Raw genomic sequence first — 20,642 nt, forward strand, 5'->3', positions numbered from 1 at the left:
TTTCTGCAAAGAACCTTGAGAATTGTGCCCTACCCGTCCGGGTTACTCGCGATGTACAACCCACGGACGGCCCACTGGGTACGCCGACTTCAGTCGGCCTGAACACACCCTTCCAGTCCGCCCCATCAAGAATGCTGATCTCAAACCTCATCCCACGGCCAAGCTTCCTCCAGAAGCCTCTCAAACCGAAATCACTGCTTCCCCCATACCCCCTTCAACCACTCCGCCACCTTCTCCCCATACTCCGGCGAGAACTTCCCCCAATCCGCAATCCGATGCTGTGCATCCTTCATCTCAAAAACCTCACAAGCCACCTCCACCTTCTTCAAGCGTTCCGCAAAGGCCAAGGTATCCAGATGCCGCACCGACTTGTCGGCTGTGCCCTGCACTAACAGAAAAGGTGGCAAACCTGCCCTTACCTCCTCCGCCGGAGAAATCGTCGCAATCTTCTTCAGAGCCGCCTCATCCATGGCCTCGGGAAGATCCAGCAAGTTCCGCATCGCCGGCCCTACCACCGGTCCACGTCGCTTCGTATCCTCCACCAGCTCCACCGCCGGCGCCAAGCCTACCACCGCCTGGACCCGCGCCTCTCCCTCAGCACGAATCGCCGCCAGCGCCGCCAACTGCCCGCCCGCCGAATATCCAACCAAGGCAACCCGCTTGGGATCGCAGCGATACTCCGCCGCATGCGCCTTCACCCAGCAGATGGCCGCCTGCACATCCTCAATACACGCTGGCCAGCGGTGCTCGGGTGCCAACCGGTAGTTGATTGAGAACCATGCAATCCCCGACTTTGCCAGAGGCCCTTCCAAGGCCCCAAAGTCTTGGGCTTTATCCCCGCTGCCCCAACCGCCGCCATGGATTAGGATTGCGATTGGGAATGGCCCATCACCCTCCGGCACCACCGCATCCAACCGCAGACTCACATCCCCGGCCTTGGCATACTCCACATCCACCAAGCGCTTCTCTTCCGCAGCCACCACCGGCAGGCAAACAAGCCCCAGCAAAATCAGAAGCGGTCTCATGCCGCTCGTGCGGCTGCAGCCGCTTCACCGAATTCCAGCCCGAAGTAATCCCGCGCATTGCTGAAGCAAATATCGCGGACCATCTTCCCTAACAGTCTCATATCCCGCGGCAGCTCGCCATTCACCACATCCTTGCCGATCAGGTTGCACAGGATCCGTCGGAAATACTCGTGCCGCGGGTAGCTCAGGAAACTCCGTGAGTCCGTGAGCATGCCCACAAAGCGGCTCAGCAGCCCGAGGTTCGAAAGCGAATTGAGCTGCCACTCCATCGCTTCCTTCTGGTCGAGGAACCACCAGCCACTGCCGAACTGGATCTTGCCCGGCACCGTGCCGTCCTGGAAGTTCCCTATCATCGTTCCGAACAGGTAGTTGTCGGCCGGATTCAGGTTGTAGATCACCGTCTTCGGCAAGCGATCGTCCTGATCCAAGCGATCGAGGTATCTCGCCAGCGCTGCAGCCTGCGGCTGGTCGCCAATCGAATCGAAACCCGTATCCGGCCCCAGCGCCCGCAGCAGGCGGCTGTTGTTGTTCCGCAAGGCCCCGAGATGCAACTGCTTGGTCCAGCCCTTCTCCGCATCGAGATGCCCGAAGAACAGCATCACAAAGCTGCGGAAATCCGCAGCCTCTTGTGGAAAAACCTGCTTGCCGCTCCGCACCGCATCGAAGATCCGCGCCGCCTCCCGTTCCGTGCAATCCTCCGCATCCAAAGCGTTCAGCCCGTGGTCCGAAAGCCGCCCGCCCATCGAGTGGAAGTAATCGTGCCGCTGCTTCAGCGCCTCCAGGAAGCCATTGAGATTGCCGCAATCCACTCCGCTAGCCGATGACAGCTTGTCCGCCCAAGCATTGAATGCGAGGGCCTGATCCACCGCCAGCGCCTTGTCCGGGCGGAAGGTCGGATAGACCCGGGTCGCCAGCGCGCCATCCTCCCGGATCTTGCGGTGATGCTCCAAGCTATCGGTCGGATCATCCGTAGTGCACAGCACGGCAACCCGACTGCTTGTTAGAAGCTCATGCACCCCCGTGCTAGCCAGGCGCTCGTTCGCGGTCTGCCAGATCGAGCCGGCACTCGACTCATCCAACAAATCATCGATCCGGAAGTAGCGCAGTAGCTCCAGATGCGTCCAGTGATAGAGCGGATTGCGCAGCGTCCGCGGCACCGTCCGCGCATAGGCATCGAACTTCTCGCGGTCGCTGGCATCACCGGTACAGAAGCGCTCTGCCACGCCGTTCGCGCGCATCGCCCGCCACTTGTAGTGATCCCCCTCCAGCCAGATGCGGTAGAGATTCTCGAAGTGCCGGTTCCCCGCGATCTGGTCCGGCGGCAGATGGCAGTGGTAGTCGAAGATCGGCTGCTGCTTGGCGTGATCGTGATACAGCTCCCGCGCCACATCGCTCTGGAGCAGGAAGTCGTCAGTGATGAAAGTCTTCATGTCTCAATGGGTCGGGATCCGTGAGGCACTGTGTTCGTTGCCGTTCACCTTGGACTTCCTGAAATCCACCGTTTGCTTCAGCGGCCGGAAGCGGAACCATGCGAAGTCCGCATGGCCCGAGGCATCGAGCACATCGGTGGTGATGCAATAGAGCCCGACCTTGGCTCCGATCCACTGTCCAGGGGTGGCTTGGAAGGAGGGACCGAGCTGGTAGAAGCCCGCCTCCGTGCTCACCACGCCGAGGGAGCAAATCCCCCCCTCCGCCACCCTCAGCGAGATGGCGGAGGGGGGCCCTTTCAGGGCCAAAACACCCCCCGTTTCGCCCCCTATTACCACCCTCAGTTGGTACTCCCCGCCGAGATGCTGGACGTCCAGCGCGGCACAGCTTTCCCCGGTCACGACCAATCCTGCGTGCAGCCCGGCGTGCCCCGCGGGCAACTCGATCCGGGTTTCCACCACGAACTCCGTGGCGGGAAATTTTTGCAAGAGCAGGTTCGGCGCTTTCGCGATCTCACCATTCAGGACGAAGCGCGGTAACAGGCGCAAGTGCCCGGCGTGCTCCGTCAGATTGAACCAAGAGTCCTCGTGGTTCGAGGTCCATTGCCACTGGAGCCCGAGCGCAGGACTCTCGAATTCATCGCTATCCTGCGGCACCGCGGGGATGTGCCCATTGAGCAGCGGCTTGCGGTGCTGCAGGACCGGGCGGCCGACCAATTTTTCATCCTGGGCTTCACCAACGAGGGGCCAGTCATCTTCCCAGCGCACAGGCTGGAGATGGACCACACGACCGTAGAGTCCCTTGTCCTGAAAGTGCAGGAACCACCAGTCACCGCCGGGAGTATCCACTAGGGCGCCTTGATGCGGCCCATTGATCGCGGTCCCGCGCTGCGCGAGCACGACCCGTTCTTCATAGGGTCCATGGATGCTGCGCGAGCGGAAGATGGATTGCCAGCCGGTGGCCACGCCGCCAGCCGGTGCGGAGATGTAGTACCAGCCATGGCGCTTGTGGAGTTTGGGCCCCTCCAAGGCCGGCAGAGATGGATCGATTTCGACGACCACCCGCCCCTTGCCGAGGGTCCGTGAGCCGTCCGGAGCCATCGGACGAATGTGGAGCTTGTTGCGGATGCCGGCGCGCGAGCCCGCATAGGCATGCGCAAGGTAGGCTTTGCCATCATCGTCCCAGAAGGGACAGGGATCGATCAGACCCTTGCCCGCGAGCACGAGCTGCGGGGCCGACCACTCGGCAGCCGGATCACTCGCGGTGATCACGTAGATGCCCTCGTCCGGAGTCGGGAAGAAGATCCAGAAGCGCCCGGCATGATGGCGCAGTGCGGGTGCCCAGACTCCTTGGCCCGGCTGGACCTCGCTGTAGCGCGGGTGGGGCAGATTCTTGAGCGCATGATTGATGATGCGCCAGTTCACCAGGTCCCGGGAGTGCAGGATCGGCAGGCCGGGGGTGCAATTGAAGCTCGATGAAGTCAGGTAGAAATCCGCGCCGACCCGGATCACATCCGGATCCGAGTAATCCGCATGCAGCACGGGATTACGGAAGGTCCCGTCGCCCTGATCAGGTACCCAAGGGTAGGAATGTGAATGGCCGGCTTGGCTCATGGTGATTCGGTCAGCGGTTGGGAGACCGGCAGCAGCCGCTCCTCCCGTTGGATTCTCGGGACGAGGAGCTGGAGGATTCCCAGCGAGAGCAGATACATCAGCGAGAAGTAGGCGAAGACCCAGACATAGCTGCCGGTCTTCTGGACGATCTGGCCGGTGAACTCATTGACGAAACCGCCGGTAAAGTAAGCGACAAAGCCGCCGAAGCCGATGACCGAGCTGATCGCCTGCTTCGGCATGGTATCAGAAACCACGCTGTAGAAATTGGCCGACCAGCCTTGGTGAGCGGAGCCAGCAAGGCCGACGATCAGCACGGCCATCCAGACACTTCCGGCGAAGGGCGCCAGGAAGACCGGTACCACGCAGAGCGCACAGACCAGCAGGGTCGTCTTGCGGGCGCGGTTCACGTCCCAGCCCTTGCCAATCAGGCGTGCGGCCAGCCAGCCGCCCATCACACCGCCTACGGCAGCAAGCGCGAAGAAGGCACCCGTCCACGCTCCCGTGGCCTGCAGGCTCAGGTTGAATCTCTTGCCGAGGAAGTCCGGCAGGAAGGACTGATAGAAGCCCCATGCCGGACCCGCGAAGACGCTCGCGAGGATGTAAGCCCAGACCGCGCGGAACTTCAGCAGGGAGAGCCAAGGCACCCGCGCGGCTCTCTCCGCCACCGCCGGTTGACCGCTGCGAATGTAGCCGAGTTCCGCGGCACCGACCTTTTTGTGGTCGTCGGGCTCATCGTAAAAGAACCACCAGCCGACGAGCCAAAGCAGGCCCGTGCCACCGGTCATATAGAAGGTCGAGGCCCAGCCGATGTTGGAGAACATCCAAGGCACGGCAATCGGACAGAGGATCGCGCCGACATTGGTGCCCGCATTGAACCAGCCAGTGGCAAGCGCGCGCTCCTTCACCGGGAACCACTCGGCCACCACCTTGATCGCGCCCGGGAAGTTGCCGCCTTCGGTGAGACCCAGCGCGATGCGCGCGAACATGAAGCCGGCGGCCGTCATCGGCATGACCAGAGTCGCCAGGCCGAAGCCGCCTTCAGCCAGGGAGAACCAAGGATAGCGGATGCGGAACTCAGCGGTGAGATCAAGGTGGCTGCAGAGCCCGTGTGCCATCGCGGCCAAGCTCCAAAGAAACACAAAGATCGGTAGACCGCGCTTCACGCCGAGACGATCAATCACCCGCCCGCCGAAGAGGTAGCCGAAGGCGTAAGCAAAGGAGAAGGCGGCTGCGATGTGTCCGTAGTCGGCGTCGCTCCAGCCCAACTCCTGGCTCAACGGCTTCTTCAGGATGCCGATCACCAAGCGGTCGATGTAATTGACGGCGACGGAGAAGAAGAGTAAGGCGCAGATCACCCAACGGGTGTTCCCGGGAGTACGGTCGGCGTTTGGTGAGGAGTCGCTCATTGGAATTTTACGGACTGTTCGTCCAATTCATCTCCGATCAGTCCTTGGATTTCAGCATCGAAATGACGGAGTGCCGGTCCCGAGGCCGGGTGGATCTCCACATCGGCGAAGGATATGCCCCTGCCGTGGAAAACCAGGGCACCCGCCGCCGCGGAAATCCTGACATGCTTCAGGCTCAAGTCGCGGACCGGTGCATCCGGGAGACCCCAGACGATGATCGAGTTCTTCGAGTCGGTGGCCGTGAGGTTTTCGATCGAGATATCGCGCCAGACGGGATTCAAGCGGGCACCCTCCGTGGAGAGATCGCGGGAGGGATGATCCGGCGGCTTGGGGTAGTAGCTGGTGATGGATACCGGGAAGCGCACCTTGTTCATGGTGAGGTTCCGGTAGCGGATGTTTTCGACCACACCGCCCCGGTCCCGAGAGGCCTTCATGCGGATGCCCGAAGTGGTGCCATCAAAGCGGATGTTCTCCGCGCTCACATTCCGCACGCCGCCGGAGGTGTAGCTGCCGATCGAGAGGCCATGGCCGAAGCCGAGGACGCAATCGCGGATCGTGACGTTCTCCACTTCCGGCACACCGGGCTTCTTCGAAGCGCTGCAGAGGAGGACGATGTTGTCGTCCCCGGTGCTGATGTTGCAGTCGCGGATCAGAACGTTCCGGACGCCATTGAGATTGAGGGCGTCGGTGTTCGGCGAATCATCCGGCGCGATCGCCTTGATGCCGTGGATCAGGAGCTCCTTGCAGTCCCGGAGCGAGTAGTGGGTGTTCGGTGGGTTGAGGGTGGTGATTCCGGCGATCTCCACCCGCTCGCAGCCTTGGAGGGCGATCAACTGGGGGCGACGCGGCGCGTCCTTGCCGCCTTGTGCCTTCTCGGCCCGGAAGACCTTCCACCAGCGCTCGCCTTGACCATCGATCGTCCCCTCCCCGCTGAGGCGGACGTCGTGGGCATCGCGGGCGGAGATGAAAGGAGGCCGGGCCTTCGCGCCTGCCGGGAAGTCTTCCTCCCGATCGCTCATGAGCAGGACCGCGCCCTTCGCGAGATGGAGCTCGGTATTGCTGCCGAGCACGAGGGGGCCGCTAAGAAAGCGTCCCTCCGGAATGATCACGCAGCCACCACCGGCATCGCTGGCAGCGTCCATGGCCTTCTGAATCGCGGCGGTGGCCAGTCCCGATGGGACTGAAACGACGCGGATCTCGCGCTGTGGAATTTGCGGCTCCCGAATGAGTTGGGCCGACTCGGCTGTTAGCAGACCCGGCGACATCAGCGCGGCCAAGGTGGCGGCATGGAGGAGGCGAGTCATCATCGTGGAGAGAGATCATAGCCGGAGGCGGCTCCCCCGTTGCCGGGAGAAAACCCTGCCGCCTCCGGCATATTGCCCTCGCTGGTGCTAACCCGATAGACACCAGAGGAAAGGAACCAGGGACCGCTCCGCGGGGTCCCGGAAAGTCGATTGATGAACAGACAGCTTGAATGATTCATGATGGCCGCGTGGGTGGGTTTCCGGTCCGCGGAGAGGACTGTTGGCCGTGCGGTTGCCCCGAGGGCACCGAATGAGATACAGAGCCCGGCGCGGCGCGTAAACGGACCCATTCTGCAAAAGGGATTGAAAAAACGGCAGAGGCAGGGATCCGCCCCAACCCAATCTGCTTCTGCACAATTCCACGGAAGGGATTCCGAATTCTGCATTTACAAGACCGTGGCGGCGGAGAACTCTCCGATACCCCAAGAAACCCATGAAGAGGCAGAAGAGCGTGCTGCTGGCACTCGGCTGGCATGACCACCGGCTACTCACTGGCATCGCCGCGTACGCGGCCGAGCACAACTGGCACATCTCCGCGGCAAGCATCACCAAAGAACTGGTGATCCCGTGGGGATGGAATGGCGATGGCGTGCTCGCCTGGCTGGCTGGCAACGATGAGCTTTGTGAGTTCGTGCTCGGGCTCAAGAAGCCGACGGTGGACTTCAGCTTGCGGCGCGCAAACCTGCCCTTCACCCATGTGGTGCAGGATCATGCCGAGTGCTCGCGGCTGGCCGCGGATCACTTCGTCCGCCGCGGCTTCAAGAATTTCCTCTTCTATAGCGACTCCGCGAATTGGACCTTCGAGGAGCGCGGCAATGGCTTTGTGAAGGCAGTGGCGGCGCAGGGCCACGACTGCACCTGGATCAAGTGGCACACGCACAAGTCCTATCGCAAGGGCCGCGGTGAATGGACCGGACGCCGAGCCTGGCTCGCGGAGAAGATCGCGCAGGCAAAGAAGCCGCTGGCCGTCTTCGCAGCGAATGGAACCCTGGCGGTGGAGATCCAGGAGGTGTGCGATCTCTCGGGTATCGCGGTGCCACAGGAAGTATCGATCATCGGGATTGAAGACGACCTGCTGCTGCCACAATCGACGCAGCGGCCGATTACCGCGGTGGATCCGGACTTTGAGAACCTGGGCTACCAGGGGGCCGCGTGGCTCGACCGCATGATGAATGGCGCGAAGCTGGATCCGACGCCGATCCGGATTCCCCCAACGCGGATCATCGCGCGGCAGAGCACCGATATTACGGCGGTGAGCCATCCCGGTCTGGCGAAGGCACTGCGCTACATCGCCAGTCACTTCAGCGAGGATATCGACATCGACACGGTGGCAAGAGCGGCCGGCATCTCGAGGAGAGGGCTGCACCAGGCTTTCATCGAGCATCTGGGGCTGACGCCGGGAGAGCACATTCGCTCGACCCGGATCGAGCATGCGAAGCATTTGCTAAGCGAGTCCGGCAACAAGGTGGAGTCGGTGGCGATGCTGTGCGGTTACCAGAGCGTGAATAGTTTCTTCATCGCCTTCAAACAAGCCTGCGGGATTCCGCCGGGTGAGTTCCGGAAGCAGGCGACGATTGGCAGGCCGCTGGCGAATGGCGCCGCGGCGCGGAACTAAAGTTCAAATACGGTTGTCGTCACATCGCGGAGAGGAAGATTGAGGGGCCGAAGTTGAGCGTGTCCGAAGCCTGACCTTTCGGAAAAGGTCCCTGCCTTCGCCTGGTGCGCGCCGCCGGGGCAGACCCGGGTGCTATACTTGGCGAGACCAGAGTCGCCCGGCGCTTAATGGCAACAGGGTTGCCTGCCGAAAGCAGCAAGAGGCTTGCCGCCGGCCAAGGCAGCGGTGTTGCGGGATCCAGGAGGAACCTCTTATCCACTAGGTTTACCGTAGTTCCGCCCAAGGCCGGCGGATACCCAAAATTCAAGCCGATTTGCAGAACGGGGCGATTTACCGGCAAGCCGCTGTCGGAGTTAGATCGAAGCTGAGCCAAGCGGACCAAGCCGCAGTTGCTCTGATCCCCGAACAAACCCAACCCATCCCGATGAAACCTCATACCTCGCCCGGGATTGCGGGCCTCCCCCTCCGTGGAGCATCCCCCATTCGCACCCAAGTCGCGCCGCTTCATGCGGGCATCCCGTCCCGCCGGGCTTCCATCATGGCGATCGGCGGAGCGATTGTCTTGAGCGCAACCGCCGTTGCGGGCACCGCCACCTGGACCGGCGGAGCTGATCCGACCGCCAATTGGTCGGAGGCCGGCAACTGGAGCAGCGCGCCGCTCACCGGCGACGATCTGGTATTTTCAGGTTCGGCCGGGTTGCTGAACACGAACGATCTTTCCACGGCCAACGGCGGCAGCTTGCTGGTCAACAGCATCACCTTCGACGCCACAGCAGGCGAAGCCTTCGACATCAGCGGCACCCCGATCCTATTCACCGGCAAAACGATCACCAACAACTCGCTGTTCCGGCAGTCCCTGAATCTCCGTCTTCAGGAGACAGGCACCGGCATGATCGCGGCTGGCTCCGGAGACCTTTATCTTGCCGGACTGGAGACCAACAGCTTCAGCCATGTGTATACCAAGAACGGCTCCGGGCTGGTGGAAGTGGACGGCACCTACAGCACAGTCGACGGTTCCCCGGGCGCGCCATTCCAGCTCACGGTGAACGGTGGCACGCTCGATTGGGCAGGCGGGATCTTCGGCACGGTCAATATCAACACCGGTGCCACCCTGATCTCCAGCAACGCCAACTGGCACTACAACACCACCTGCAAGCTCAACAGCTCGACCTCCACGCTGGGCTTCACGATCAACACCGGGCTCGGCGAACTGGATGCAGTGGCGGGCAGCGTGATCAAGAGCATGGCCAGCGGCGGGACCACGGTAGTCGACTTCAACCAGGACGCGACCCGGGTGAACGATATCGCCGGCAATCTGGTGGATGGCGATAGCGGAGGGCGACTGGGAATCCTGCTGGGTTCGAACACGGGCAGCCCGCTGGTGAACCTCTCCGGGCAGAACACCTACACCGGCAATACCGAGCTCAGGACCGCAGGGTCGGTCCTGAATCTACTCAATGGCGGCAAGCTCAGCTTCAAGATCGAGGAGGGCGGTGTCAGCAACAGGATCTTCGGACCCGGCCTGCCTACGCTGGACGGCGCATTCGCGATCGACCTGAGCGCGGCTGGCACGCCTGTATCCGGCAACAAGTGGACGCTGGTGCAGTCGCCGCGCGCGACCTACGGCACGAACTTCGCGGTGACCGATTTCACCGAGATCCAGCCGGGGGTCTGGAAGCGCGTGGTCGGACCGGACAGCTGGTATTTCACCGAAGTCAGCGGCAAACTCGGCTTCGGCGTGCTGCCGGAATCGGTGTGGAAAGGCGAGGGCGGCGGGAACTGGAGCGCAGCTGGCAGCTGGACTTCCGGAGCCGCACCCGTGAGCGGTGATCTCCCAACCTTCACCGGTGCCAATGTCAGCAATAGCAACGATCTGGCGACGGGCTGGGATACGGTGAACAACACGACTGGAGCGGTGGTTCTGGAGGGTCTGCGCTTCGACGCTGCCGCTACCTCCTTCAACCTCGCGGGGAACGAGATCTACCTCGACGGCAAAACGATCGAGAATCTCTCGGCAAACCCGCAGACCATCAGCGCCGGGATCGCGGCTGGCACCGCCGGCCTCAGCGTGGCGACCGCTGCGGGCAATCTGACTCTGAGCGGAGCGCTGAACAACTATGCCGCGGCCAACCGGGCCCTGAACAAGACCGGCAGCGGGACCCTGGTGCTCAATGGCACCCAGAACGAAAGCTGGGCCCTCAATGTGAACGCCGGGACGATGCAGGTCTTCAATCCGAACAACGGGACCAAGACGATCGGCTCCGGTGGCAATGTGGCGGCCGGTGCCACGCTGCGCACCGAAACCGATGACGCGATCTCGGCAAATGGCATCGTGGCGGTGAGCGGCACCTTTGACATGGCCGGTAGCGGTGAAGCGCTGGGCGCGGTGACCGGCAGCGGCGTGGTGACGAACCACGGGGCAGGCGGCGGCACCGCGCTGCTTTCCTTCCAACGGAACAACACGATCTGGGACGGGGTGATCCGCAACGGCGGGAATACCACCGCGGTGGCCTTCACCGGGACCACCACCGGGAGTGACAGCGTGACCTTCAACGGAGCCAACATCTACACTGGCAATACCACGGTGGGAGCGAATGCCTCATTCACGCTCTCCAACACCGGCTCGCTGCTCTTCGCGCCGGGGGCGAATGGCGTGAGCGGCAAGGTCACCGGTGACCAAACGGCGGGGACCGGCTTCGTGAAGCTGGATGGCAAGCTGAAGCTCAACCTAACAGGCGCGAATGCCACCAATGGCAATGCCTGGACCCTAGTGGATACCAGCACCCTGACCGAGACCTACGGCAGCACCTTCGCGGTCTCGGACACGGCAGTGGTCCAGCCGGTGGGATACAAGATCAATGGCGGCAACAATACGGTCGGCTCCTTCGCGGCCTCGACGGGCTATGTGACGCCAACGCCGACCCATTTCGCGACCGGCAGTACGATCGACGTGACGGCGGTGACCGATCCCGCGCCGCAAGGAGTCTACCAGACGGAATACTACACGACGGGAACCATGACCTACACCTTCACCGGCCTGGAGGCGGGGAACAACTACCGGATCCGCCTGCACTTCGCCGAGCTCTACCAGACGGCGGTGAACAAGCGGAAGTTCGACGTGCTGATCAATGGCGCGCTGGTACTGGACGACTACGATATCTTCGCAGTGACCGGAGCAAGGTACAAGGCGGTGGTGGAGGAGCGAACGGTGCCGGCCAACAGCAGCGGGGTGATCACGATCGCCTTCGCGAAGGGCCCGGTGGACAATGCCAAGATCAACGGCATCGAGATCATCGACAACCGGCCCGCTTCCACCTTCTCCGACTTCACGAAGTCCGGCAATGTATGGACCCGGGTGGACGGCAGCAAGACATGGACCTTCAGCGAGACCACTGGTGTGCTCTCACTGGCGGTGGGCGGCGGCGGGCCGAACTACAGCACCTGGGCAACGGCCAACGGGATTCCCGGGCAGCCCGCAAGCGGCGACTACGACCATGACGGCCTGAGCAATCTGATGGAGTATGCCTTGGGCAAGAGCCCGACGACCTCCAGCGTGCCTGCGGGGAGTTTCACAGCCGGGACCGTGTCCTTTACCAAGGGTGCAGAGGCGGTCGCGAATGGTGACGTGACCTGGGCAATCCAGGAGTCCGACGATCTAGGGATCACTGATCCGTGGAGCGTGGTGACGCCCACTGTCAATAACGCCACAACGATCTCCTACACGCTGCCCAACGGAAAACGAAAGCTCTTCACCCGGCTGCGGGTGGAACAAAAATAAGGTCCCCCACCCTGCCGCCTTCTCGCTCTGGCTGGAGGCGGCAGGGGCGTTCCCGCGAACATTACCCGGAATATCACAGACCTTTGCTGAGATCCGCTGCTGAAGCACCGTAGTTTTTCGACACTTCATTCCCATGCTCCGCATCCTCGCCGCTCTCCTGCTCTGCTTTCCGCTCCTGGCCCGAGCGGAGGAGCCCGCCGCCGATCACAAGCCGCACATCGTGCTGGTGGGTGACTCCACCGTGACCGACAACGCCGGCTGGGGACTCGGCTTCAGGCAATTCCTGGCCGACGGGGTGAAGCTGAGCAATACCGCGCGGGGAGGCCGCAGCTCGATGAGCTTCATCAAGGAGGGCTGGTGGGAGAAGGCACTGGCGCTGAAGGGCGACTATTATTTGATCCAATTCGGCCACAACGATGAGCCGGGGAAGCCAGGCCGCTCGACGACGATGGAGGAATTCCGGGCCTACATGACCCGATATGTGGATGAGACGCGGCAAGCGGGGGCGACGCCGGTGCTGGTGACCTCGCTGGTGCGCCGGCAATTCAAGGCGGGCGATCCCCACAAAATCGAATCGAGCCTCAACGTGCGGGCGGCGGTGGTCAGGGAGATCGCGAAGGAGAAGAATGTGCCCCTGGTCGAGCTGCATGACCGCAGCAAGGCGCTATGCGAGCAACTCGGGCGCGAGGCTTGCCTGGACTTCAGCCCGAAGAAGGAAGGCGGGCAGTTCGATGGCACGCACCTGAACAAGAAGGGCTATGTGATCTTCGGCAGGATCGTGGCTGAGGAGTTGCGGCAGGTGGTGCCGGCGCTTTCGCCCCTGATTCTGGCGGAGCCGCGTGAGGCGAGCCCTGTGGCAGCGGAGGAGAAGTATGATGCGGTGGTGGCCTTCGATGGCTCGGGCACGCATGCCAGTGTCCAGACGGCAATCAATGCGGCACCGGTCGAGGCGACTGCGGCGAAGCCCTATCGCATCCTGGTGAAGCCCGGCACCTACAAGGAGCATGTCGCGATTCCGGCGGACAAGCCCTTCGTTCAGCTGCTCGGCGAGGCGGGGCAGGCCGCGGCGACGGTGATCACGATGGGCACGAATGTGAAGACCCCCGATCCCGCGAATGCGGAGAAGCTGCTGTCCACAGAGGATAGCTCGACGGTCTATATCACCGCTTCTGACTTCACGGCGCGCAACATCACGTTTGAGAACACCACGACACGCGAGGACAAGGTGCAGGCCTTGGCGTGCTTCATCACCGGGGATCGGGTGGCATTCTCCGGCTGCCGCTTCCTGGGCTGGCAGGACACGCTGCGGCCGGATGCGCCGGCGGGGAAAATCGCGCGGCAGTATTTCCACGATTGCGAGATCACGGGGCACGTGGACTTCATCTATGCCGCGGGGACGGCGCTGTTTGACCGCTGCCGGATTCACTGCCGCGCGGATGGCTACATCACCGCGGCGAGCACGCCGGAGAACACTCCGTTTGGCTTCGTGTTCCTGGATTGCAAGATCACGACCGGGCCTGAGGTTCAGAAAGGAATGTATCTGGGTCGGCCGTGGCGCCCGAATGGCGCGGTGGCCTTCATCCGCTGTGAGATGGATGGAAAGATCCGGCCGGAGGGCTGGCACAACTGGGGCAAGGTGGAGAACGAGTCCACGGCGCGGTATTTGGAGTTTGGTTCTACCGGAGCGGGTGGTTCTGTTAGTGGCCGGGTGGCTTGGGCAAAGCAGCTGAGCGAGGAGGAAGCGAAGGCTTATACAGTGGCGAATGTGCTAGGCGGGAGCGATGGGTGGAAGCCCTTGGTGCCTTAAGGCGCGGGCAGCAGTCCTTCCACGCGGACCCTCCAAGTGCCATCCGCGGGGAAGCCGGGGGCAGGACGGTCCGGCGCGCCATCCCAGCCGCCGGCCATCATGGCAACGGCGTGGAGCAGGCCGCCATTGCCAGGGAGATAGAGAGGGAGGCGGGTGTCGAGGTAGTTGTGGCCGTTGGCGAGGTAGCCATTGCGCGGAGTATCGCGCAGCAGCTCATTCACGGCATCCGAAGTGCGCCCGATGCGTGCGGCGGCCATGGCAAGGACGGGCGGATCCCAGCCCCAGGTGGTCGGCCATTCCCACTTCGCGGCGATGTCGTCGAAGGTGCGGCTGAAGCGCTGCTTGTCGAGGTCTGCCGCGGGAGGCAGCCAGCCGCAGATCATGAGCACGCAGGGGTGATCATGATAGAGGGTGAAGGGTGGGCCACTGACGGTGGCGTAGCGGTCCTCGACCACAGGCAGGGGCGCGAGGTCCTTCCATGCGGACTCCCATGCGGGATCCGGTGCTTCGCCGAGATCGGCACGCCACTGCCGCGCGATGCCGATGGCCCAGCGGAAGTAGGCGAGCTCGTAGGCGGGGTCTCGCGTCTCGGCTGGCTTGTAGCACTCCTGCGCTGGAATGAGTGGCGGCACGAGGTGAAGCTTGCCATCGGCCTCGCGGTGGGGAAATGAGGCGAGGAAGTCCGCGGAGGCGAAGACGATCTCGCGATGCTTTGTTAGAGTTTCGTTGCCCGGCTTGGCGCGACGAACGAGTTCGGCGAGATAGATGGGATGGGGCTGTTGCCAGGCGAGGAAGACCCCGATGTCGCTCGGACTTTCGCTGCCGGAGGGGTCGGTCATTTTCGGCCAGCGCGCGCCCTTGCAGCCCTGACTGGCAGCGGTCTCGCGGGCCTTTGGAAGGATGCGGCGGTAGTAGTGGAGCTGGCGGTCGAGGATCTCCGGGTGCCCCCACAAGGCGAAGTGCGCGGCGTGCCAAGGGAGCATCTCCATGTGGAACTTGCCGAACCATGAGTTGCGGGCATTGCCGGTTTCTTGAGGAGGATTGGGGCCGGCGCAGTGGATGGCGGCGAGGTAGAGTGAAAGGATGACGCGGCGCTCGAGCTCCTTGGCGTGGGGATCGGTGGAGCCGGAGAAGTCGACGATGCCGCCGCGTGTCCAGTAGTCGAGCCAGGTCTTGCGGCAGGTGGCGATGGTCGCATCGAAGCCGGGTGATTTGTTAGAGGCCTTCGGATCGGGAGAGAAGGCAAGGTGGACATCGAGGGACTTTACGCCGTGGGGTTTCAGGAGGAAGCGGTGCGGGCCTTGCTTCTCGAATGCCGCCGTGCCGGTCCAAGTGAGATCGGTGGCATAGCGAGTGCCGTCCATGGATCTAGCGATGAGGGCGTGGTTGGGTTCGCTTGAGGTCAGCTCACTGCGGTGGGCATCTGGGTTGCTGTCCTTGCCCGTCGCGCCCCACTCGCCGGAGGGGCCGGGGAAATCGAGCTGCAGGGCGAGGCGGCCGTCTTCTAACAGGCCTGATTCGATGCGCGTGGCGATTCCTTCCGGTCCGGTCGCGGGGACCGTGGTCACCTTTACCTCGCTGCCGTCGATGACGAAGCTGGAATGGAGGACGCCGGACCAGAGGTCCATCTCCTGGTGGATCTTGGTCAGATCGGTGACGGCAATGGCACTACCATCGGGGTGCACGAAGCCGATGCGGCCGAGGCTGATGCGGTGGGGATTCGCGCGCAGCCATGCGGCGGCTTTCTTCCAGCGCTCGGTCTTTTCCGCGCTCAGGCCGGCGGGCGGATTCATCGGCGAGTAGGGTTGCGTGCCATCGAGATGCGCATGCGGCGCGGTGCAATCGGCGAGGGTGAAGTTCTCCGGATTCGGAAACTCATGCCAGGCCCAGCCCGCCATGGTATTGAGATCCTGGCCATCGCGGTGAAAGTCCGCCAATGTCTGCAAGCCGGTGACGTCCGCGGTGAAAACGAAGTCGGCGCCGGGTAGGCCAAGGCCAAAGGGGGTGAGCTTGTCCGCTTTCTCCAACACCGGCTGGTTGCGGCGGACGATGGCTTCGCGATCGAGCTTCTCCGCGGCCGCCAAGGTGGTGACTAGGCAAGAAGCGAGGACAGCCATGCATGCTCCATTCATTGTAGCTGATACGGCCCACGGCGGAGTCGCGCTGTCAATCCGCCGCGGCGGCACTGCACAATATTCAATCGTTTCTGCACACCGTTTGGATAGACCTGTGTAGGTCCTTCCGTCGGGCGACGGTAGAAAGACCTGAGCCTCTCCACCATGAAGCGAATCCTGCCTGCATTGCTTGTCCTATCGATCTGCCACGCCGAACCGGTCACGATGGAAGCGATCGGGCACTTGCCGGCTGGAGAGCAAGCGGTGTGGAAGATTTACCTTGAGCGCTCGCAGGCGACGGCTGCGGGGGATCAGGCTGCGCTGCAGGCTGAGCTGGCGGCCAACAAGATGCCCATCGCCCTCAAGGCGCCCTCGGGCGGGGATTTCCGGATGCCGAAGGGCGGCGAGGACTGGTTCGCTTCCGATGAGGCCAAGGCCCTTGTCGGCGTTGTGCTTTCCTATCAGGCGCCGAGCGGCGGGTGGTCGAAGCATACCGGCTACAGCGAGGGTCCGCGTAAGCCGGGCATGCTGTGGAGCTCGCAATATGAGGCGGGCAAGAGCCCGCACTATCTGGCGACTTTCGACAACGGCTCGACGACTACGCAGATCGCGCTGCTTGCCAAGGTTTGGCGGGCCACCAAGCGCGCAGATTGTGCAGCGGCAGCGTCCAAGGGGCTGAATTACATCCTGGCCGCGCAGAATCCGAATGGTGGCTGGCCACAGGTCTATCCGCTGGAGGGAGGGTATCACGATGACATCACTCTCAATGATGATGCGATGACCCACATCCTGGAATTACTCCAGGTGATCGTGAGCAAGGATCCGGCTTACGCGTTTCTAGACGAAAGCTTGCGCGACAAGGCAGCGGCCGCCTTGGAGAAGGGGCTCGGCTGCGTGAGCAAGATGCAGGTGGTGCAGGAGGGCAAGAAGGCCGTGTGGTGTGCCCAGCATGACGCGCTCACGTTGAAAGCCGCTCCGGCCCGCAAGATGGAGCCCGCGACCTTGAGCGGCTCGGAGAGTGCGAACCTCGTGAAGTTCCTGATGACCTTGTCACAGCCATCGCCAGAGCTGATCGCCACCATTGAGGGCGGGCTGGCGTGGCTGGAGCGCGTGAAGATCACCGGGATGACACGGACCGAGAAAGACGGGAAGACGGCCTATGAGCCGGATCCGTCCTCCACGGAGGTCTATTGGGCCCGCTTCTACAGCCTCGCCGACAACAAGCCGGTATTCCCCGGGAGGGATGGAGTGGTGTATGCGAGCTTTGCCGAGATGGCGGAGAAGAATAACCTAGGGTACGACTACTACACCACCCGGCCGGCGAGCATTGTGGAGAATGGACAGAAGAAGTGGCGGAAGGATTTGGAGACGCCTTAGCCGCCCACCCTCGCGCTAGCCTCCTTGATCATGAGCTTCGCGATCGCCCAGTCGAACCAGTAGAGCCGGGGGGTCGGGACACCGCGTTCGAAGTCCCTGCCATTGCAGATCTCCGCGATCTTCCGCGCCCGTTGCAACGCGGCGTTCGCGAGATCCATCTTGCCCATGGCGGCATGATTCAGGGCGACCACTGCCTCAAGCGAGGCCTCGCAGGAACTCTTGCGCTCAGGGCTCGCCAAGCCCAGCTCGCAGGCCTTCAGCGACTCGACCGAATTGCCGCCGCGAAGGTGATAGAGCGAGAGCGAGAATGCGGCCCATGCCGGGCAAGGGGTCTCGCGCGGGTCGCCCATGGTTTTCACTTCGCGTTCCAGTTTGGCGACCACTCCGGGATCGGCGGGAGCGATCAGGCAGACCTTGAGGAGATGCTCCGCACGATGGCGACCATCCGCGGGCGTGTAGCGCTCGAGCACCTTCTCGCGAAAGTCGCGATACTCGCCAGGGTTCTCCGTCAGCAGTGCCGCGGCGACGGCCATGAGGTCGTCACCGTAGAGGGTCTTTTGAGGATTGTCCTGCTTGCTGGCTTCCCGCAGCAAGCGATAGCATTGGATAGCCTGATCACCACGGCCGTTCTCAGAGTTCCAGTCGCCAAGCGCGCGGAATACAGCGGCGGCCTCCAGGGAGGGCTCGATCGAAGAAAGGGGATACTTCCGGCACAGCTCATCCGCTTCATCGATGCGCCCTTGGTCGAGGAGGAAAGCGGCGCGCGAAATCTTCGACCTCGCGTCCGCCTCATTGCGGGCGGCCTGGGCCTCGTTCTTGAGCCGCAGTTGCTCGATCGCGGTCTTGCGCTCGCGCTCATACATCGCGGCCGTCGTCGCCAGACCGACGACAAGAAGGATCACCAAAAGCAGCGCCGCCCCACAGGCGATTCGATTGCGGCGAATGAATTTGGCCAGCACGTATACCCTTGAGGGCGGCCGTGCCGCGATCGGTTCATGCGCCAAGAGGCGGCGCACATCCGTGGCCAGGCCATTGGCCGTCTGGTAGCGGCGGATGCGATTCTTCTCCAGGGCCTGCATCACGATCCAGTCAAGATCGCCTCTAACAAAGCGCAGCAGGTCGCCGGTCTCCATGCCGCGCTCCTGCGCCAGCGTGGCAAGAACCCCGGGCGGGCGCTTCGCGAGCAACTCGGAAGGCCGCTCGGTCTCCCAGGTCAGCAGGGACTTGCGGATCTGCGAGAAGGTCACATCCGGCACCGCCGAACGGTCGATCGGAGTGGCGCCGGTCAAGAGCTCATACAGCAACACCCCCAGGCTGAAAATATCGCTGCGGGTATCCACGTCGATGCCGGTCATGGCCACCTGCTCGGGGCTCATGTAGGCCGGCGTGCCGAAGAACTGGTCGTGGGCGGTGATCGATTCGCCGGCGCCAGCGTCCTTGGCGATGCCGAAGTCGATGATCTTCGGGACATTCGCGCCGTCCTGCCGGGTGACCAGAATGTTCGAGGGCTTGATGTCGCGATGAATGATGCCCTTCTGGTGCGCGTGCTGGATCGCATTGCAAACCAGCACGAAGAGCTCCAAGCGTTCGCTGCAGTTCAACTTGCGCTCGTTGCAATAGCGGACGATCGGCTCGCCCGTCACCAATTCCATCGCGAAGTAAGGCCTGCCCGAAGGCGTGGTCCCGGCATCGAAAACCTTGGCGATGTTCGGGTGATCCATCAGCGCGAGGGCCTGCCGTTCGACATCGAAGCGGGCCAGCGCGGTGTGATTCCCCAGATCCACCCGCACGATCTTCACCGCCACCCGGCGACGGATCGGCTGCTCCTGTTCCGCTTCATAGACCACTCCCCCGCCCCCTTCACCCAGCCGCGCGATCAGGCGATAGGGGCCAAGCTTGTCGAGCACCGCATCGTCATCCACGAAGCGGGCCGTGGCTGCCGGTGGCGCGGCATGGTTTTCGGAAAGGATCTTCGCGGTAACCTTGGCCCGCTGCTCGCGCGCCTCCAGGAAGAAGGTGGCGGCGCCATCGGCGGCGTCTAACAGACGCGTCATCTCCTCCTTCGCCGCCCCCTTGTCGCCGAAAACCCGTTCGAGGAAGACCTGGCGGGTGGCAGGATCGTCCAGCGAGAGCGCCACCTCCATGATGGCACTACTGATCTCCCCGTCGGTGGCGCTGGTGGTCATGAGATTTTGAATTGAGCAAGCTGGGCTCACTCCTCGCGTTCCTGGTCTTGTTGGATCAGTTGATAGAGCTTGGCCTTGGCGAACATCCACTGGCGCTCGACCGAGCGCACGCTGCGGCCGGTGACCTGCGCAATCTCTTCACTGCCGAGGCCGCCGTAGAATTTCAGCAGCACGACCTTCGCAGAGTAGGGATCGATCTTCTCCAGCTTGGTCAGGCAATCGTGGATGAGAAGGATATGCGAGTCGTCCTCGAAGATTCCGTCATCGAGATTCTCGACGGGGCGCGTCCGCTTCTGCCGGGATTGGGCGCGCACCCGGTCCACCAGGATGCGGCGCATTGCCTGCGCGGCGGCATTGAAGAAGTGCTCCTTGCTCTGCCAGATCTTCTCGTTGCTGGTAGAAAGCCTCATCCATGCCTCATGGACCAGCGCGGTCGGTTGCAGGGTCTTATTGGCGGCGGCATGGTCCAGACGGAAGGCCGCAAGACGACGCAGCTCGTCGTAGACGACGGGCAGTAGCTCGGCGGACGAAAAGCAAAACTCGTCCGCCCGGATTTCAGAACGCTGGGTGGTCGTTCCCATCCCGCTTTGGCCTAGGGTCCGCCACCTTCCGGGGCAAGCGTAATCGCTGAATGAGGGTCCCGACTGCCATCCGGAAATTTGCGCATGCCTGCATTTCCTTGGCGGGATCTTTTCCCGGATAACGGAGTCCGGATGCGTAGCTCCGCTTCATGCGGGGCCTCATCCATCGAACAACTTCATCGTCACGCCGTGGATTCCCCGCGGCGGCAAGCACCCGGCGGTTTGGGTTTCCGCCGGGACGTGGGCGAATTGCGCGGGCGGCCGGGTAGCCGCCCGCGCACTACCGCAACATTCTTCTGGCTTCCTACGGGTCGAGCCGGTGCGCCGCGCGATGATGCCTAACTTTTTTGGCGGGATCTTCTTCCGAACGTCGGAATCCGCCGTGGATGCGATTTCCCCCGCGCTGCC

12 protein-coding genes are annotated in these 20,642 nt (G+C 62.8%); 4 read left to right on the forward strand and 8 right to left on the reverse strand.

What is annotated here, in order from left to right; genetic code table 11:
- Positions 1-191: 191 nt before the first annotated feature.
- The 5 genes from BV071_RS32625 to BV071_RS07135 are packed head-to-tail and all read right to left on the reverse strand — an operon-like array spanning position 192 to position 6,779.
- Positions 192-1,025: an alpha/beta hydrolase gene (locus tag BV071_RS32625; protein WP_052573011.1), complete on the reverse strand. Its 834-nt coding sequence runs from the start codon at positions 1,023-1,025 to the stop codon at positions 192-194.
- The gene (gene uxaC, locus BV071_RS07120; RefSeq protein ID WP_035604167.1) at positions 1,022-2,455 is read right to left on the reverse strand and encodes a glucuronate isomerase; all 1,434 of its coding nucleotides are present in this window, start codon (positions 2,453-2,455) and stop codon (positions 1,022-1,024) included. The genes BV071_RS32625 and uxaC overlap by 4 nt, the downstream gene beginning before the upstream one ends.
- A 3-nt stretch (positions 2,456-2,458) precedes the next feature.
- A complete protein-coding gene (locus BV071_RS07125) occupies positions 2,459-4,066 on the reverse strand; it encodes a glycoside hydrolase 43 family protein (protein WP_075090858.1) in 1,608 nt (535 codons plus the stop codon).
- Positions 4,063-5,472, reverse strand: a complete 1,410-nt coding sequence (locus BV071_RS07130; RefSeq protein ID WP_052573012.1) for an MFS transporter — start codon at positions 5,470-5,472, stop codon at positions 4,063-4,065. Before BV071_RS07130 ends, BV071_RS07125 begins: the two co-directional genes overlap by 4 nt.
- Complete coding sequence (locus tag BV071_RS07135; RefSeq protein ID WP_052573013.1) at positions 5,469-6,779, reverse strand: glycosyl hydrolase family 28 protein; 1,311 nt, start codon at positions 6,777-6,779, stop codon at positions 5,469-5,471. Before BV071_RS07135 ends, BV071_RS07130 begins: the two co-directional genes overlap by 4 nt.
- 430 nt (positions 6,780-7,209) lie before the next feature.
- Between BV071_RS07135 and BV071_RS07140 the strand changes: the two genes are divergently transcribed.
- From BV071_RS07140 to BV071_RS07150, 3 genes are all read left to right on the forward strand, one after another.
- On the forward strand, positions 7,210-8,391 hold the full coding sequence (locus BV071_RS07140; protein WP_035604170.1) for a substrate-binding domain-containing protein: 1,182 nt from the start codon (positions 7,210-7,212) through the stop codon (positions 8,389-8,391).
- Positions 8,392-8,815: 424 nt separating this feature from the next.
- Positions 8,816-12,169, forward strand: a complete 3,354-nt coding sequence (locus BV071_RS07145; RefSeq protein WP_265594169.1) for a malectin domain-containing carbohydrate-binding protein — start codon at positions 8,816-8,818, stop codon at positions 12,167-12,169.
- 133 nt (positions 12,170-12,302) lie between these two features.
- Positions 12,303-13,976, forward strand: a complete 1,674-nt coding sequence (locus BV071_RS07150; protein ID WP_035604176.1) for a pectinesterase family protein — start codon at positions 12,303-12,305, stop codon at positions 13,974-13,976.
- Here the strand turns inward: BV071_RS07150 and BV071_RS07155 are convergent.
- Positions 13,973-16,093 (reverse strand): hypothetical protein, encoded by a 2,121-nt coding sequence (locus BV071_RS07155; protein WP_052573014.1) that lies wholly within the window; start codon positions 16,091-16,093, stop codon positions 13,973-13,975. The genes BV071_RS07150 and BV071_RS07155 overlap by 4 nt on opposite strands.
- A 162-nt stretch (positions 16,094-16,255) precedes the next feature.
- Between BV071_RS07155 and pelA the strand changes: the two genes are divergently transcribed.
- Complete coding sequence (gene pelA / locus BV071_RS07160) at positions 16,256-17,467, forward strand: pectate lyase (RefSeq protein ID WP_081885851.1); 1,212 nt, start codon at positions 16,256-16,258, stop codon at positions 17,465-17,467.
- Here pelA and BV071_RS32630 read toward each other — a convergent pair.
- Complete coding sequence (locus BV071_RS32630) at positions 17,464-19,653, reverse strand: serine/threonine-protein kinase (RefSeq protein WP_052573016.1); 2,190 nt, start codon at positions 19,651-19,653, stop codon at positions 17,464-17,466. The genes pelA and BV071_RS32630 overlap by 4 nt on opposite strands.
- Positions 19,654-19,679: 26 nt before the next feature.
- Complete coding sequence (locus tag BV071_RS07170; protein ID WP_052573017.1) at positions 19,680-20,234, reverse strand: ECF-type sigma factor; 555 nt, start codon at positions 20,232-20,234, stop codon at positions 19,680-19,682.
- Positions 20,235-20,642: the final 408 nt, after the last annotated feature.

Origin of the sequence: Haloferula sp. BvORR071, from assembly GCF_000739615.1 — a bacterium.
Lineage (GTDB): Bacteria > Verrucomicrobiota > Verrucomicrobiia > Verrucomicrobiales > Akkermansiaceae > Haloferula.

What these genes read in the sequence shown, in the direction of transcription:
- BV071_RS32625 (WP_052573011.1), bottom strand. Translation starts at nt 1,025, where the DNA reads ATGAGACCGCTTCTGATTTTGCTGGGGCTTGTTTGCCTGCCGGTGGTG.
- uxaC (WP_035604167.1), bottom strand. Translation starts at nt 2,455, where the DNA reads ATGAAGACTTTCATCACTGACGACTTCCTGCTCCAGAGCGATGTGGCG.
- BV071_RS07125 (WP_075090858.1), bottom strand. Translation starts at nt 4,066, where the DNA reads ATGAGCCAAGCCGGCCATTCACATTCCTACCCTTGGGTACCTGATCAG.
- BV071_RS07130 (WP_052573012.1), bottom strand. Translation starts at nt 5,472, where the DNA reads ATGAGCGACTCCTCACCAAACGCCGACCGTACTCCCGGGAACACCCGT.
- BV071_RS07135 (WP_052573013.1), bottom strand. Translation starts at nt 6,779, where the DNA reads ATGATGACTCGCCTCCTCCATGCCGCCACCTTGGCCGCGCTGATGTCG.
- BV071_RS07140 (WP_035604170.1), top strand. Translation starts at nt 7,210, where the DNA reads ATGAAGAGGCAGAAGAGCGTGCTGCTGGCACTCGGCTGGCATGACCAC.
- BV071_RS07145 (WP_265594169.1), top strand. Translation starts at nt 8,816, where the DNA reads ATGAAACCTCATACCTCGCCCGGGATTGCGGGCCTCCCCCTCCGTGGA.
- BV071_RS07150 (WP_035604176.1), top strand. Translation starts at nt 12,303, where the DNA reads ATGCTCCGCATCCTCGCCGCTCTCCTGCTCTGCTTTCCGCTCCTGGCC.
- BV071_RS07155 (WP_052573014.1), bottom strand. Translation starts at nt 16,093, where the DNA reads ATGGCTGTCCTCGCTTCTTGCCTAGTCACCACCTTGGCGGCCGCGGAG.
- pelA (WP_081885851.1), top strand. Translation starts at nt 16,256, where the DNA reads ATGAAGCGAATCCTGCCTGCATTGCTTGTCCTATCGATCTGCCACGCC.
- BV071_RS32630 (WP_052573016.1), bottom strand. Translation starts at nt 19,653, where the DNA reads ATGACCACCAGCGCCACCGACGGGGAGATCAGTAGTGCCATCATGGAG.
- BV071_RS07170 (WP_052573017.1), bottom strand. Translation starts at nt 20,234, where the DNA reads ATGGGAACGACCACCCAGCGTTCTGAAATCCGGGCGGACGAGTTTTGC.